This window comes from Elioraea rosea, from assembly GCF_007644105.1.
GTDB classification, from domain to species: Bacteria; Pseudomonadota; Alphaproteobacteria; order Acetobacterales; family Acetobacteraceae; genus Elioraea_A; species Elioraea_A rosea.
Genome location: NZ_VFAC01000001.1, coordinates 14970 through 30450, shown reverse-complemented (window position 1 = coordinate 30450; position 15481 = coordinate 14970). Strand labels below are relative to the sequence as shown.

The following is a 15481-nucleotide window of genomic DNA, read 5'->3' as shown; positions in this document are numbered from 1 at the left end:
GTTTCCACCCCGGCGCTGCTGCCGGGCACGAGGAGACGCACATGGACACCATCGAGCACCCCTCCCGCCCGGCTGACGCCATTCCGTTGCCGGCCGAACGGCTTCTCGCCGCCATGGCGGGCTTTCCCGGCCCGCAGATCCTCGACGTGCGGCGCGATGCCGCCTTCGCCGCGTCGACCACGTCTCTGCCAGGCGCCCTGCGCCGCGACCCCGACGCCATCGGATCCTGGATCGCGACCCTCGAGCCGCAACGCCCGGTCGTCGCCGTCTGCGTCGGAGGCCATGCCGTGTCGCAGGCCGTCGCCTCCGCGCTGGCGCGAAGCGGTCTCGCCGCGACCTACCTTGCAGGCGGCATCGCCGGGTGGGAGTCGCTCGGATTTCCACTTTCGAGCAAGCCGGGCCCGGCGCCGGTCTTCGTCACGCGCGAGCGGCCGAAGATCGACCGCATCGCCTGCCCCTGGTTCATCCGCCGCTTCATCGCCGCCGATGCGCGCTTCGTCTATGCGCCGGCACCGGAGGTCGCGCGGATCGCCGAGGAGATTGGCGGCACCGCCTTCGACATTCCCGGCGCGCCCTACACGCATGTCGGCGAGGGGTGCAGCTTCGACGCCTTCGTCGAGCGCCACAGGCCGGATGACCAGGCCCTCCGCATCCTCGCCGACATCGTCCGCGGGGCGGACACCGAGAAGCCTGCGTTGCATGCCGCGGCCACGGGCCTGCTCGCCCTGTCCCTCGGACTTTCGGCGCTTGCCGGGGAGGGCGACGCCCTGGCATTGCGGCACGGGATGGTGATGTACGACGCCCTCTATCTCTGGGCGCGCGACTGCCAGGCCGAGCAGCACCGCTGGCCGCCGAGGATGGTGCGGGCATGAGCGACGCCATGCCTGCTGCCGCAACGCGCTTCCCGACCTATCGCGAGGCGCTTGCGGTATGGTTCCGCATCGGCTGCCTCTCCTTCGGCGGCCCCGCGGCGCAGATCGCGCTGATGCATCGCGAGGTGGTGGGCGACCGCGCCTGGGTGTCCGAGCGCCGGTTCCTGCATGCGCTCAATTTCTGCATGCTCCTTCCCGGGCCCGAGGCGCAGCAGCTCGCGATCTATCTCGGCTGGTTGCTGCACGGCGTGAAGGGAGGGTTCGCGGCGGGGCTGCTCTTCGTCCTGCCCGGTGCCGCCGTCATGCTCGTTCTGTCGGCCATCTACGCTGTCGCCGGCGGCGTGCCGGTCATCGCAGCCCTGTTCTTCGGCCTGAAATGCGCCGTGCTCGTCGTCGTCGTCGAGGCGCTGCTGCGCGTCGCGCGGCGTGCGCTGAAGGGCGGCGCCGCCTACGCGCTCGCCGCTGCGGCCTTCCTTGCCCTCTATGCGTTCGACGTGCCGTTTCCCTTCGTCGTTCTTGCCGCGGCCGTCGTCGGGTTCCTCGCACCTGCGCAGTTCTCCGCTGGTCTGCATGGCGAGCGGCAAGGCGACCGGCCCGCCCTGCTCGATGCGATGCTCGCGGAGGATCCCGGCAGGATCGCACGGCTCTCGGCCTCGGCGCGGTGGGCGGGGCTCGCCTCGCTCGCGGCGTGGCTCGTGCCGCTCGGCCTGCTCGTTGCCGCCGATGCCGGGGTCTGGGCGGACATCGCCTGGTTCTTCTCCAAGATGGCGCTGGTCACCTTCGGCGGCGCCTACGCCGTGCTTGCCTATGTCGCCCAGGAGGCGGTCGATCGCTACGGCTGGCTCTCGGCCGCCGACATGCTCGCCGGGCTCGGGCTCGCCGAGACCACGCCCGGGCCCCTGATCCTCGTGTTGCAGTTCGTCGGCTTCCTCGCGGCCTTGCCGCATGGCGGGTTGATCGCTGGCACGGCCGGCGCGGCGCTGACGCTGCTTGTCACCTTCGCGCCCTGTTTCGCGTGGATCTTCCTCGGCGCGCCCTTCGTCGAGCGGCTGCATGGACAGAGGGCGCTCGCGGGTGCGCTTGCGGCAGTCACGGCTGCGGTGGTCGGGGTGATCGCCAACCTCGCCCTCTGGTTCGGCCTGCGCGTGCTGTTCTCCACCGTCCGACGCGTGACGCTCGGGCCGGTGGCGCTCGACCTGCCCGATCCCCGAAGCCTCGACCCGTCTGCGCTCGCGCTTGCTCTGCTTGCCGCGCTTCTGCTCTTCCCGCTGAAGCAGGGCATCCTGCGGACGCTTGGGGTCACGGCGCTCGCGGGGCTCGCGCTGCGCCTCGTTCTCTAGAGCAGCACCAGACCTGATGGAACCGGCTTCGGTTCATCAGGTCTGGCTAGGCTGCTCTGATCATTTGTGGCTTGAGAGCACGACCTTCCGATCGATTGACTCCAATCGATCGGAACGCGCTCTAGCTCACCGCCTCGAGCGGGATGATCGCAACGAGGTAGAGCGCGATGCCGGCGGTGAGAACGATGCCGTATGCCAGCAGCGTTCCGCCGAGCGCGAGGAAGGCGACACCCATCAGAAGCGTCAGCACCACGCCGACGCAGAACATCTCCAGGCTGAGCGCACCCGAGCGGGCGAGCAGGTTCGCAAGCACGGGGACCTGCCGTTCGAGCCAGCCCACGGCGAGAACGAACACCGGCACGAGGCAGACGAAGTTCGCGAGCCGGAGCGGCCCGAAGGCCGGCTTGTGCGCGATCGGCAGCACCAGCTCGGCGAGCGCGGGCGAGACCCTGATGCCCGTGCGCAGCGCGAAGAAGCCGAGGCACGCGAGGGCGAGCGTGATGGCCTGCGCCCGCGTCATCGAGGCGAGGATCGCATCGAAGCCACGCTGCATGCCGAGGAGGATCCCCATCGCGAACAGGAGCTGCCAGGCGAAGGGATTGAAGCTGTGCATCCCCGCCCAGGTGCTCGTGACGTGCAGCGGCCCGATCTGGACCAGGAGCCAGATGCCGAGCGACACCGCGGCGGTGGCCGCGACGCTGCGCCGGAAGCCCCAGAGGAAGAGCGGCGCGGTCGCGAGCAGGAGGAGATAGAGGGCAAGGATGTTGATGAAGAGCGTCGAATCGAGCAGCAGCGCGATCCCGGCGATGGCCTCGCGCCCGCTTCTCTCGAAGCTCAGCAGGTCGAGCGCGCGCAGCACGGCCGGGTCGTCGATCAGAAGCCAGGAGAGACCGACGCAGAGCGCCACGGTGAACACCATCGCCCGGAAGATCTGCGCCATGCGCCGGACCGTCTGGCGAACCACGGTGCGGTAGCCGTCACGCACCGCGCGCTGGCCGTAGACGAGGCCATAGACGTAGCCGGAGAGGAACACGAAGAAATCCGCCGGGTCGCAGAACTGGAGGTCGGAGAGGTAGGGCACGCGGGCACGCCCGATCGACCCGAGGGCGGCTGCGATCTGCGTGAAGTGCGGGTACAGGATGAAGATCAGCGCGATGCCGCGGGCGATGTCGATCGCGTGATCGCGCCGCGAGGGGCGGGCAGCGGAGCGGGCCAGGAAGTCGTGTTGGCGGAAGGCGATCGGAAGACCGCCGAGCGCGGCGCCTGCAGCCATCGTCATGACCCCGACTGGAGGGAAGAACGCGCCCAGGCTTATGCCATCCATGGCTGCGTCACGCCATGGTTTCGCGATCAATCCGTGTCCTCGCCTAGTTGAATACTACCATTATTCGGACCGAGAGAACGTATCCAACGAGGCCGACCGCAAGAACGATGACATAGGCCGCGAGGTCGCCCCCGAGGGCGAGGAAGGCCACCGACATGAGCATCGTCAGCACGACGCCCCAGGCGAACATCTCGAGGCTCAGCGCGCCGAGCCGGGCAAGCCACGACGAGAGGCTAGGTGCGGCGCGCTCCAGCCAGCCGACGAACAGGACGAACACCGGGGCGAGGCAGACGAAGTTGATGATCCGGAGCGTCGCGAACTGCGCCTTCCCGGATACGGGCTCGAGAAGCGCGGTGAACTCGGGCGACAGCTTCATGGCCATGCGCACCAGGAAGAACCCCAGGCACGCCGCCGTGAGCAGGAACGCCGTGCGGCGGGAGAGCGCGGCGAAGATCGTGTCGAACCCGCGCTGCATGCCGAGGAAGATCCCCATTGCGAACAGGAGCTGCCACGCGAACGGGTTGAACGAGCGGATTCCTGCCCAGCCGGTGTCGAGGTCGAGCGGCCCGGCCTGCACGAGCAGCCACACCACGCCGCTCACCCCGAACGTCGCCGCGAGGTTGCGGCGGAACCCCCACAGCATCAGCGGCGCGGCGGTGAGCAGAAGCACGTAGAGGCAGAGGATGTTGATGAAGAGCGGCGCGCTCGTGAAGGTGAGGAGGTCATGCAGCGCAAGCCGCCCGTTCGCCTGGAAGGGCCAGAGGTCGAGCGTGCGAAGCACCTCGGCGTCGTCGATCAGCGCCCAGGAGAGCGCGACGGCAGCGGCGATGGAGACCACCAAGGCGCGGATGATCTGCCCCATCCGCCGGATGGTCTGGCGCGTGACGCTCGCGAACCCGTCGCGCACGAGCCTGTTGCCGTAGACGAGGCCATAGACGTAGCCGGACAGGAAGACGAAGAAATCGGCGAAATCGGGGAACTGGAGGTCTGACAGGAAGGGCGCGCGGTGGCCGCCGAGCGAGCCGACGTCGCGCGCCATCAGCGTGAAGTGCGTGTTGAGGATCGCCACGAGCGCGATGCCGCGGGCGATGTCGATCGCGTGGTCGCGCCGTGTCGGGCGGCTGTCGCATCGGGCGCGGAACGACGCCTGCGTGAGCGCGACGGGCGCGACGGGCGCGTGGTCCTGGGTGGTCATGCCCCTGGCCCCTCCGATAGGCTCGGACCGGAATGACCGAGCGGCATCTTCGCACGGCCCGCGGCCAGGCCTCCTACGCGCGCGGCACGGCGGCCGAGGCGCGCTGCGAGGCGCTGCTCGGCCGGGCCGGCTTCACCATCCTCGGCCGGCGCATCCGCACCGGTGCCGGCGAGATCGACCTCGTCGCGCGCAAGGGCACGCTCACAATCATCGTCGAGGTGAAGGCGCGACCGAATGCGACCGAGGCCGCCTTCGCCGTCTCGCCGCGCCAGCGCGCGCGGCTCGCCGCCGCTGCGGAGGCGCTGATGGCCGCGGAGCCCGGCTGGTTCGGAGAGGGGCTCCGCTTCGACGCGATGCTCGTCGGCGCCGATGGTGAGCTGCGCTGGCTCGAGGACGCCTTCCGCCCCGGAGACTGAACGGCCCGCCGGCGCCATTACGCCGCCTCGCGCACCGAACGTGCCCGCCAGGTCAGGGCCTCGGCGACGTGCAGGCGCTTGACCGTCTCGCTCCCGCCGAGATCGGCCAGCGTGCGCGACACACGCAACGTGCGCGCGAAGCCGCGGGTCGAGAGCCTGAGCCGTGTGGCCGCCTGCTCGGCGAGCGCCAGCGCATCAGGCTCGGCCGCGATCGTCTCGCGCAGCACCGCGCCATCGGCCTCCGCGTTGCAGGCGGGGCCGTCCTCGCCGTAGCGGCGGCGCTGCAGCCCGCGCGCCCCGGCGACGCGGGTTGCGACGGTCGCAGTGCTTTCGCCAGGGCTGACGCGCGTGAGCTCCGCCGGCGCGATCGGCTGGATCTCGACGAAGAGATCGATGCGGTCGAGCAGCGGTCCCGACAGCTTCGCCTGGTACTCCTCGCCGCAGCGCGGCGCCTTGCCGCACTCGCGCGGCGGGTCGCCGAGATGGCCGCAGCGGCACGGGTTCATCGCGGCGACGAGCTGGAACCGCGCGGGGTAGGTGACATGCGCTGCTGCGCGGGCAACCGTCGTGCGTCCCGTCTCGAGCGGCTGGCGAAGCGCCTCGATCGTCTGGCGCGGGAACTCGGGAAGCTCGTCGAGGAAGAGCACGCCGCGATGCGCGAGGCTGATCTCGCCCGGCCGCGCGCGGTGACCGCCGCCCGTCAACGCGGGCTGCGAGGCGGAATGGTGCGGCTCGCGATAGGGCGGCCGGCGCAACAGCCGCCCGCCCGAGAGCATCCCCGCGACGGAATGCACCATCGAGACCTCGAGCGCCTCGGCCGCCGTGAGGTCCGGCAGCAACCCCGGCAGGCGTGCGGCAAGCATCGACTTCCCTGCCCCGGGCGGGCCGATGAGCAGGAGGTTGTGCCCGCCCGCAGCGGCGACCTCGAGGGCGCGCTTGGCGGTTTCCTGTCCCTTCACGTCGGCAAGGTCCGGCCCGGTCGGCGAAGGGGGCAGCTCTGGCAGCGCCGGCGGCCCGAGCACCTGCTCACCCTTGAAGTGGTTGATGAGCTGCAGGAGCGAGGCGGCGGGAAGCAGCCGCACGTCTCCCGCCCAGGCCGCTTCAGCCCCCTGCGCGGCGGGGCAGACGAGCCCGAGCCCGCGCGATGCCGCGCCGATTGCCGCCGGCAGCACGCCGGCCACGGGCGCGATCCGCCCGTCGAGGCCGAGCTCGCCAAGGGCTGCGTACTCGGCGGCCTCCTCGCGCGGGATCACCTCCATCGCCGCGAGCAGCGCGAGCGCGATGGGCAGATCGAAATGGCTTCCCTCCTTCTGGAGATCGGCCGGCGCGAGGTTGATCAGGATGCGCTTGGGCGGAAGCGACAGGCCGAGCGCGGTCAACGCCGCGCGAACGCGCTCGCGGCTTTCCGCCACCGCCTTGTCGGGCAGCCCGACGATCGCGAACGCAGGCAGCCCCGGCGCGATCTGCACCTGGATCTCCACGGGCACGGTCTCGATGCCCTGGAAGGCGAAGCTTGCGATGGCGGCGAGCACGGAGGAGGGGGCTCTGTCCTTCAGGCCGAGCCGGGAACGAGGCCGGACGGCAGGGCGGCGATGTGGTCGTAGATTGCCCCTGCGGTGGGGAACCAGATCTTTCCGCGATGCCCCGCGATGTGGGCAAGCGCGCGGCGGAGATGCCTGAGCCTGTGCGGCTGGCCGACGATATAGGGATGCAGCGCGATGCCCATCACCAGTGGCTGGCGCGCCGCCTGTCCGAGCATCTCGTCGAACGTGTCGGTGACGATGCCTGCGAACTGCTCCGCCCCGTCCTTCCGCGCGACGATCGAGGGGATGTCGTTAGCCTCCTGCGGGTAGGGGATGGAGAGAAGCCGCCCCGCCCGGGTGCGCATCCACACGGGCTGGTCGTCCATGCACCAGTTGAGCGTGTAGCGGTATCCTGCTTCTGCCAGCAGGTCGGGCGTCACGGCGCTTTCGGCGATCCAGGGCGAGAGCCAGCCGCGCGGGGCCGCGCCTTCGGCCGCGGCGATCGTCTCGGTCGCCTCGGCGATCAGCGCGCGCTCCTCGGCCTCGGGGAGCACCGACTGCCGCTCGCTGTTGGTCCGCCCGTGACCGACGATCTCGTCGCCGCGCGCGCGTACCGCCGCCATCAGGCTCGGCGCATACGCATACATGGCGCTGTTGACGAGCATCGAGGCAGGCAGGCGGAGGTCGTCGAGGAGCTCGAGAAGCCGCCAGGTGCCGACGCGGTTGCCCCAGTCGCGCCAGGCGAAGTTCAGGATGTCCGGAGACGGCCCGCCGGGGGCGAGCTCCGCGCCGAGGCCCTCGCCGAAGGCGAAGTGCTCGAGGTTGACGCCGAGATAGACGGCGAGCCGCGCGCCGCCGGGCCAGGCATAATCTGCCCGTTCTCCGATGCCGCTGTAGTCGTAGCGCCCGTGGCTCCTCAGCATCCCGGTCTCCGTCGCGTCGGGCATGCGGAGTAGCAGGGTGGGCGCGGCCGTTCCAGCGTCGAGGGTAGGCGCCGAGCGAGGTTCGCGTCTCAGGTGCCGAAGTCGGTTCTGTTCTCAGGCGCCGAAGGAGCTTTGGTTCTCAGGCGCCGAAGATGGATTCGCTTCTCAGGCGCCGAAGGAGGATCCGTTCTCAGGCGCCGAAGGCTGGACTCGCCGGCGCGGAGGCCGCACCGGTTGCGACCGCCATCTCCCAGGCGGAGAGCCAGGCCGGAACGGCGACGGCCGGCATCGGCCGGCCGACCATCCAGCCCTGCGCAAGGTCTGCGCCGATGTCGCGGGCGAGCTGCCAGGTCGCGAGCGTCTCGACCCCTTCGGCGACGATCAGGAGACCGAGCCCATGCGCCATGCGCACCACGGCGCTGAGGGCACCGCGCGCCGCCCGGTCGTCCCGCGCCGCGATGACGAGGGAACGGTCGAGCTTCATCTCGGAGAAGGGGAGGGAGACGAGCCCGGCCTGGGCGGCGGAGAGGCTGAAATCGTCGATCGAGACGCCGAAGCGCTGGTCGCGGAGCCTGAGGGCGGCAGCGCGAACCGCACCGAGGTCATGCGCGATCTGGCTCTCCGTCAGCTCGATCGTCAGCGCCTCGGCCGGGAGCCCGCTCTCTGTCACCGCTTCGGCGAGCCGTTCCGCCGTTGCGGGGTGAAGGAGGACGTCGAGCGGCAGGTTGAATGCCATGCGCAGCCGGGCGCCGGAGCGGTGCAGCGCCGCGAGGTCGGCGACGGATTGGCGCATCACCCGGTCGGCGAGCGCGCCGGCGAGGCCGGAGGCTTCGGCGAGCGGCACGAACTCGCCCGCGCCGAGAAGCCCGCGGCCGGGATGCTCCCACCTCGCCAGCGCCTCGAGAGCGAGCGGCTTCGCGTCGGCGAGCCGCACCTGGGGCTGGTAGCGGTTGACGATCGCCCGCGCCTCGATGGCTGCGGCAAGCTCCGAGGGCGTCAGCGGGTCCGTCGGCAGGGGGGCGGGGCGCATCAGGCGCAGGCGGTGGGCGATCTCCGTCGCCGAAGCGGTTTCGGCGACGGCTTCCGCGGCGAGGCCGAGCCGCGCGGCGACGGCGAGGCCGCGGCGCTGCCGGCCCTGTGGCAGGCGAAGCAGGAGCGGCACGGCGAGATCGGGGTCCGCCATTGTTCGGAGCAGCGGCACGAGGTAGGCGCCGAGGCCCGAATCGTCCGCGAGGACGAAGCGCGGCGGCGCCGACGCGCGCACGAGCCGGACGAGCGCCACGTGATCGTTCGGAACGACAACGAGTTCGCCGCAGCCGGCTTCCGTCGCCGCAGCGGCAAGGAGGCCTGCCGCGGCACCGCGCGCGATGACAAGCGCCGACGGCATCCCGGGTCCGACGACCTCCTGCGTCGTGGACCGTTCTGCGGCCGGCGCGGCTTTCTCCGCCATTGGACCTCTGCTAGCGTCGTCCAACAAATAGGCCCAGGCGCGAAGGTTGTAAACAAATGCAAGACACGTCGCGAATCATTCATCGGAGCCTTCTCGCCCAGCCACCCGTCGCGGCGCGCGCCGAAGGCCTCTGGATCGTTGATGAACAAGGGAATCGCTATGCTGACGCCTGCGGCGGCGCGGCGGTATCCTGCCTCGGCCATGCTCACCCTGCGGTAGTGGCAGCCGTGCGCGACCAGGTCGGCCGTCTAGATTACGTACACACGGGCTTCTTCTCGAACCGCCCTGCCGAGGATCTGGCCGCGACCATGCTGAAGGATGCGCCAGAGGGGCTCGCGCACATCTATTTCGTCAGCGGCGGGTCGGAAGCGGTGGAGGCGGCGCTGAAGCTCGCGCGGCAATACTTCGTAGAGCGGGGCGAGCCTGGCCGCACGCGCTTCATCGCAAGGCGGCAGTCCTATCACGGCAACACCCTCGGCGCCCTCGCCGTCGGCGGCAACATGGCCCGCCGCGCCCTCTACGCGCCGCTTCTGATGGAGGTCTCGCACGTCGACCCCTGCTTCGCCTACCGCTTCCGCGATGATGGCGAGACGGAGGAGGAATATGGGCAGCGCGCCGCGCAGAGCCTCGAGGACGAGATCCTCCGCCACCCGCCCGGGACGGTTGCCGCCTTCCTTGCCGAGACGGTGGTCGGCGCGACGGCTGGGTCGGTGCCGCCCGTGCCCGGCTACTTCAAGCGCATCCGCGAGATCTGCGACCGTCACGGCGTGCTGCTGATCCTCGACGAGGTGATGTCGGGCATGGGCCGCTGCGGCACGCTTCACGCCTGCACCGCCGAAGGCATTGCCCCCGACATCCTCGTCGTCGCCAAGGGGCTCGGCGCGGGGTTCCAGCCGATCGGCGCGATCCTCGCCACCGCAGCGATCGTCGGCACGATCCGGGAGGGCTCAGGCAGCTTCCAGCATGGCCACACCTACCTCTCGCACCCCGTCGCCTGTGCGGCCGCGCTCGCTGTGCAGAAGGAGCTTCGCGAGGGCGGGCTTCTCGCGCGCGTCGGGCCGATGGGTGCTGTGCTGTCGGACCTGCTGACCGAGCGCTTCGGCAACCACGCCCATGTCGGCGACATCCGTGGCCGCGGCCTCTTCTGGTCGATCGAGCTGGTGGCGGACCGTTCGACGAAGCGGCCCTTCGACCCGGCCCGCAAGCTGCACGCGCGCGTCAAGGCCGAGGCCATGGCGCGCGGGCTTCTCGTCTATCCCATGGGCGGGACGATCGACGGCAGGCTGGGCGACCATGTGACGCTCGCGCCCCCCTTCACGGTGACGGAGGAGGAGCTTGCGATGATCGTCTCGCGCCTCGGCGAGGCGGTGGACGCCGCGCTGAGCCAGTGAGCGAGGCGCCCGCGCTCGACAGGGAGGCGATGCTCGCCTTCCTCGTGCGCGAGTTCCCGAACGCGGGCTTCGGCGACGGGCGGCTCGTGCTGACCGGCTATGGGCGGGGACGCTGCCGCGTCACCCTGCCGCTCGACGAGCGCACGATCCGGCCCGGGCCGTCCGTCTCCGGCCCCGCGATCATGGGGCTCGGCGACGTCGCGGCCTGGATCGCGCTCCTGTCGATGATCGGCGCGGTGCCCCTCGCCGTCACCTCCAACCTGTCGGTGAGCTTCCTCCGCCCGGCCGGGCTTGCTGACCTCGCCTGCGACTGTTCGGTGCTTCGCGTGGGGCGGCGGCTCGCGGTGATGCTCGCCGAGGTCTCGCGCGTCGGCGACGGCGCCGCCGTCGCGCACATGACCATCACCTACGCGATCCCCGACGGCCAGCGCGGCTAGCGCTGCGGCGGCACCCAGATATCCGCCTCCCAGTGCTGCATGGCCCAGACGAGATCGACGGGCAGGGGCACGAGGCGGATATAGCCCGCCGCCTCGACGTCGCGCGCATGCACGAGCCCGCCATTGTTGCGGTTGACGATCGCGAGGTCGATGCGCCGTGCGGCGAGGTCGGCGGCGATGCGCGCGCGCAGGCGCGCCTGCTCCTCGGGGGCAAGCATGTACTCGCTGTGGCCGGTTTCGAGCGGAACGTGGCCTGAGAGTGCGGCGAGCGCGGCGAACTCGGTCGTCACCAGCGGGTTGCGCGCCTTCGCAAGCGCCTCGGCAGCGATCGCGAAGCGGGCCTCGGCGGGGGCGAAGCGGGAGGGGTCGATGACGAACCAGTGCGCGTTGAGCAGCACGGCGATGGGCAGCACCAGGACCATCGCGCGCGTCGGCGCCTCGCGCTTGCCTGTCGCGGCGGCGACGGCGATGGCCAGCGGCGGCGTCAGGAGGTGGAAGAAATAGGTCATGTGCGCCCCGCCATGGCCGCCGAGAGAGGCGAGCAGCGCGGCGAGGCCGCAGAGCGCTGCGAAGCCCCAGAACCCTTCCTGCCCGCCCCAGCGCGAACGCTGCAGCCCGGCGAGCGCGACGGCAAGTCCCGCAAGCAGAGGCAGGCTGAACACCGCCCAGTCCCAGCTCTGGCGGAGAAGATGGCCGACATCGTAGCTGGTCGCGCCGAGATTGGCCCCGAGCACGAGGATGGCCCACCCAGGCATCAAAAGCGCGAGCAGCCCCGCCCAGAGCGCGATCGCCGCCAACGCCGCAACGCCCATCGCCACGCCGCGCCACCAGCCGCGGAACAGCGCGACATGGGCGGCAACGATGAGGATGCCCCCCACGAAGTAGATCTTTGCTGCAAACCCCGCGAGCGACAGCGCGAGCGCGATCGCGAAGCGGCGCCATGAGGCAGGATCGGGCGCGGCGACGACGAGCGCTCCGATGAGGCAGGCGAGGCCGATGCCGTCGGGCCGCACCGTCGGCCCCACCCAGTAGAGCCAGCCCGCCGCTGACAGCACTACAGCGAGCGCCGCGGGAAGTCGCTCCGCCCCGGCATTGCGCGCCCCGCGCCAGACGAGCCAGGCGGCGAGGCCGATGCCCGCGCAGGCCACGACGCGATGCGTCGCGAGCCCCGGCCCGAACAGGAGCGCTGCCGGCGCGACGACCAGCGGGTAGAGGATGCCGTAGAGATTGCCGCCGGCCGAGACTGCCGAGGCATAGGGGTTCCGCCCGTCGAGAAGCGCGAGCGTGGTCAGCACCAGGGCGCCCTCGCGCATCTCCTGCGGGGCGGGCGAGACGGCCATGCGGACAACGACCATGGCGAGCCAGGCGAGGGCAGCGAGGCCGAAGGCGAGCGCCGCCCCGTCCGCGAGATGACGGATCGTCCATCCGTTTGCGGAATGCTGCAACGCAGCATCGGCGCGTTCCGCCGGCCGGGATGCCGCGGATGTCCTGGTCATGAATTCGGAGACAGGTTGTTGCGCTGCATCAATGCTGCGCTGCACACACTTCTGTAACGGATGGCTCGGCGCGGGCGGTCAGTGAGGCCTCCTCGGCGGCGGTACCCGTCCGGCGCACGGCGTGCCGGTGCGAACGAGAACCAAGGAGAGGAAGATATGCCAGAGAAGCACGGGCCAGAGAAACCTGGGTCAGAGAAACAGGGGCCAAAGAATGTCGGCGCCGAGGCGCTCGTCCAGCGGCTGACGGCGGCGCGCCTGAAGGTCGCGACAATCCTGACCGCGGGCATGGTCGTCGCCTATTTCGGCTTTGTCCTGCTCGTCGCCTTCGCCAAGCCGGCGATGGGAACGCTCCTGGTGCCGGGGCTCTCGTTCGGAATCCTCCTCGGCGCGGCGGTGATCGTCGCGGCCTGGGTTCTCACCTTCCTCTACGTGCGCTGGGCAAACGGGGTCTATGACGCCCGTGTGGCCGACGCGATCGCCAAGGGGGGCTGAGCGATGAGCGGCATCGGCTCCTCGATCGGCCAGCCTTCCGCGCTGGCGATCGGCCTGTTCTTCGTCTTCATCGCGATCACGATGGGCATCACCTGGTGGGCGGCGAGGCGCACCAAGAGCACGGAGGATTTCTACGCCGCCGGCCGCTCCGTCACGGCCGGGCAGAACGGCCTGGCGCTCGCGGGCGACTACATGTCGGCCGCCTCGTTCCTCGGCATCGCCGGGCTCGTCGCGTTCAACGGGTTCGACGGGCTGATGTACTCGGTCGGCTGGCTGGTCGGCTGGCCGGTCGTGCTGTTCATGATCGCCGAGCCGCTGCGCAACCTCGGCAAGTACACCTTCGCCGACGTGGTCGCGTACCGGCTGAAGCAGACGCCGGTGCGGATCGCCGCCGCGGTCGGCACGCTCTCGGTCGTGCTGTTCTACCTGATCGCGCAGATGGTGGGCGCGGGCAACCTGATCCGCCTGATGTTCGGCCTCGACTACGAGACGGCCGTCGTCATCGTCGGCTGCGTCATGCTCGCCTACGTGCTGTTCGGCGGCATGCTGGCGACAACGTGGGTGCAGATCGTCAAGGCGGTGCTGCTGCTCGGCGGCGCGGCGATCATGGCGATCCTCGTTCTCGCCAAGTTCGGCTTCAACCCGATCGCCCTGTTCCGCGCGGGCGCGGAGAAGTACGGGGAGGGGGTGCTCGCTCCGGGCAGCCTCGTGTCGAACCCGTGGGATACGATCAGCCTCGGGCTTGCGCTGATGTTCGGCACGGCCGGGCTGCCGCACATCCTGATGCGCTTCTACACCGTGCCCGATGCCAAGGCCGCGCGGCTTTCGGTGTTCTACGCAACCGGCTGGATCGGCCTCTTCTATCTGCTCACCTTCATCCTCGGCTTCGGTGCGATGGTGCTCGTGGGGCACGAGGCGATCCGCGCGGTCGACCGCGGCGGCAACATGGCGGCACCCATCCTCGCCGAGGTGCTCGGCGGCGAGGGCTTCCTCGGCTTCATCTGCGCCGTCGCCTTCGCCACCATCCTCGCCGTGGTCGCGGGCCTCACCCTCTCGGGTGCGGCAGCGCTGTCGCACGACCTCTGGGTGAGCGTGGTGCGGAAGGGCCGCGCCGACCCGAGGGAGCAGCTTCTCGTCGCCCGCATCGCGACCGTTCTGCTCGGGATCGTGGCGATCGTGCTCGGCATCACCTTCAAGGGACAGAACGTCGCCTTCATGGTGGGGCTCGCCTTTGCCATCGCTGCGTCCGCTAACTTCCCGGCGCTGCTCCTGTCGGTGTTCTGGCGGCGCTGCACCACCGCGGGCACGGTCGCGAGCATGGTGGCGGGAACGTCGGCAGCGCTCCTGCTCATCTGGTTCAGCCCGACCGTGCAGGTCGACATCCTCGGCCGCTCTCTCGCCGATGTTCTGGTGACGCTGAAGAACCCCGGGATCATCTCGATCCCCTTCGCCTTCGCCGTCGGCATCGTCGTATCGCTGCTGACGACGGACCGCGCAGCCGATGAAGGCTTCGCGGGGCTGTCGCGACGGATGGTGCTCGGCGCGGACGAGGACAGGGTGCCGGCGATCGTCGCCGCGCCCAGCCGCTCGGGGGCCGCACCCGTCCCGGCGCCGGCCGAATAGCGGTCAGCCTCGGGGGGAGAGGGCCGGTCGCTGTGGGGGCGGCCGGCCCTTTCTGTTTTCAGGCCGGTGCCTTCGCCTCTTCCTGCGTGCCGCGGCGAAGCCTGTTCTCGCCGAGGAAGAGCAGGATCGGTGCTGCGATGAAGATCGAGCTCGCCGTGCCGATGACGATGCCCACCAGCGTCACGATCGAAAACTCGCGCAGGGCCTCGCCGCCGAACAGCACCAGTGGCAGGGCGGCAAGGAAGACCGCGACAGAGGTGCCGATGGTGCGGGCCAGCGTCTCGTTGATCGACAGGTCGATCAACTCGCGAAGCGGCATGGTCTTGTACTTGCGCAGGTTCTCCCGCATGCGGTCATAGACCACGACCTTGTCGTTGATCGAGAACCCCATCATCGTGAGGATCGCCGCGACCGAGGTCAGGTTGAAGGTCATCTGCGTCAGCGCGTAGAAGCCGATGAGCTTCGTGACGTCGAGCGTCAGGGTAACGATCGCGCCGACGCCGAACTGCCATTCGAAGCGGAACCAGATGTAGAGCAGCATCGCTACCATCGAGAGGCCGAGCGCGATCATGCCGTCCCGGAACAGCTCGTCGCTGACCGTTGCGCCGACCGCCTCGACACGCCTGATCTCGGCTCCAGGGACGGAGCTGGTGACAGCGCCGCGCACACGCTCCACAGCCTGCTGCTGCGCCTGATCCCCCCCCGGCTGGCGGGGCAGGCGGATCAGGACGTCTTCCGGCGCGCCGAACTGCTGAAGCCGAACCTCCCCGACCTCGAGAGCCGAGACGACCGAGCGGAGCTGCGGGAAATCTGCCGGCCCGGGCGTCCGCGCTTCGATCACGATGCCGCCCTCGAAGTCGATGCCGTAGTTCAGCCCCGGCGTTACGAACAGCACCACCGAGACGAGGCTGAGGAGGGCCGAGAAGACGACGCCGACGATCCGCCCCTTCATGAAGGGGATGCGGGTATTGTCGGGAACCAGGCGGAGAAGGCGCATGG

14 protein-coding genes are annotated in these 15481 nt (G+C 70.3%); 7 read left to right on the top strand and 7 right to left on the bottom strand.

The features are described from left to right. The first annotated feature begins 41 nt into the window (after positions 1-41). Together FIF60_RS00140 and chrA are read left to right on the top strand one after the other, a co-directional pair. Positions 42-872, top strand: a complete 831-nt coding sequence (locus FIF60_RS00140; RefSeq protein WP_144182578.1) for a chromate resistance protein ChrB domain-containing protein — start codon at positions 42-44, stop codon at positions 870-872. Beyond that, positions 869-2212, top strand: coding sequence for a chromate efflux transporter (gene chrA, locus FIF60_RS00135; RefSeq protein WP_144182576.1), 1344 nt, complete (start codon positions 869-871; stop codon positions 2210-2212). Before FIF60_RS00140 ends, chrA begins: the two co-directional genes overlap by 4 nt. 121 nt (positions 2213-2333) lie before the next feature. On the opposite strand, the gene opgC (FIF60_RS00130) is transcribed toward chrA, so the two are convergent. Both opgC (FIF60_RS00130) and opgC (FIF60_RS00125) read right to left on the bottom strand, forming a co-directional pair. Then, positions 2334-3485, bottom strand: a complete 1152-nt coding sequence (gene opgC, locus FIF60_RS00130; protein ID WP_158639004.1) for an OpgC domain-containing protein — start codon at positions 3483-3485, stop codon at positions 2334-2336. 94 nt (positions 3486-3579) lie between these two features. Next, positions 3580-4731, bottom strand: coding sequence for an OpgC domain-containing protein (gene opgC, locus FIF60_RS00125; protein ID WP_144182571.1), 1152 nt, complete (start codon positions 4729-4731; stop codon positions 3580-3582). 32 nt (positions 4732-4763) lie between these two features. On the opposite strand from opgC (FIF60_RS00125), the gene FIF60_RS00120 reads away from it, so the two are divergent. After that, positions 4764-5147: a YraN family protein gene (locus tag FIF60_RS00120; RefSeq protein ID WP_144182569.1), complete on the top strand. Its 384-nt coding sequence runs from the start codon at positions 4764-4766 to the stop codon at positions 5145-5147. A 17-nt stretch (positions 5148-5164) separates the two neighbouring features. On the opposite strand, the gene FIF60_RS00115 is transcribed toward FIF60_RS00120, so the two are convergent. The 3 genes from FIF60_RS00115 to FIF60_RS00105 all read right to left on the bottom strand — a co-directional run bounded on the left by FIF60_RS00115 (position 5165) and on the right by FIF60_RS00105 (position 8980). Further along, the gene (locus FIF60_RS00115; RefSeq protein WP_144182567.1) at positions 5165-6679 is read right to left on the bottom strand and encodes a YifB family Mg chelatase-like AAA ATPase; all 1515 of its coding nucleotides are present in this window, start codon (positions 6677-6679) and stop codon (positions 5165-5167) included. Positions 6680-6699: 20 nt separating this feature from the next. After that, positions 6700-7593: a polysaccharide deacetylase family protein gene (locus FIF60_RS00110; RefSeq protein ID WP_144182565.1), complete on the bottom strand. Its 894-nt coding sequence runs from the start codon at positions 7591-7593 to the stop codon at positions 6700-6702. 190 nt (positions 7594-7783) lie between these two features. Next, positions 7784-8980 (bottom strand): EAL domain-containing protein, encoded by a 1197-nt coding sequence (locus tag FIF60_RS00105; RefSeq protein WP_158639003.1) that lies wholly within the window; start codon positions 8978-8980, stop codon positions 7784-7786. Positions 8981-9099: 119 nt separating this feature from the next. On the opposite strand from FIF60_RS00105, the gene FIF60_RS00100 reads away from it, so the two are divergent. Then, positions 9100-10434, top strand: a complete 1335-nt coding sequence (locus FIF60_RS00100; RefSeq protein WP_144182561.1) for an aspartate aminotransferase family protein — start codon at positions 9100-9102, stop codon at positions 10432-10434. After that, the gene (locus tag FIF60_RS00095; protein ID WP_144182559.1) at positions 10431-10871 is read left to right on the top strand and encodes a PaaI family thioesterase; all 441 of its coding nucleotides are present in this window, start codon (positions 10431-10433) and stop codon (positions 10869-10871) included. The genes FIF60_RS00100 and FIF60_RS00095 overlap by 4 nt, the downstream gene beginning before the upstream one ends. Here FIF60_RS00095 and FIF60_RS00090 read toward each other — a convergent pair. Further along, positions 10868-12316 (bottom strand): hypothetical protein, encoded by a 1449-nt coding sequence (locus tag FIF60_RS00090; RefSeq protein ID WP_144182557.1) that lies wholly within the window; start codon positions 12314-12316, stop codon positions 10868-10870. The two genes, FIF60_RS00095 and FIF60_RS00090, sit on opposite strands and share 4 nt — an antisense overlap. 207 nt (positions 12317-12523) lie before the next feature. Between FIF60_RS00090 and FIF60_RS00085 the strand changes: the two genes are divergently transcribed. Then, complete coding sequence (locus FIF60_RS00085) at positions 12524-12859, top strand: DUF485 domain-containing protein (RefSeq protein ID WP_144182555.1); 336 nt, start codon at positions 12524-12526, stop codon at positions 12857-12859. Positions 12860-12862: 3 nt separating this feature from the next. Continuing rightward, positions 12863-14482: a solute symporter family protein gene (locus FIF60_RS00080; RefSeq protein ID WP_144182553.1), complete on the top strand. Its 1620-nt coding sequence runs from the start codon at positions 12863-12865 to the stop codon at positions 14480-14482. Positions 14483-14540: 58 nt separating this feature from the next. Here FIF60_RS00080 and secF read toward each other — a convergent pair whose 3' ends face one another. Further along, on the bottom strand, positions 14541-15479 hold the full coding sequence (secF, locus tag FIF60_RS00075; protein ID WP_144182551.1) for a protein translocase subunit SecF: 939 nt from the start codon (positions 15477-15479) through the stop codon (positions 14541-14543). Positions 15480-15481: the final 2 nt, after the last annotated feature.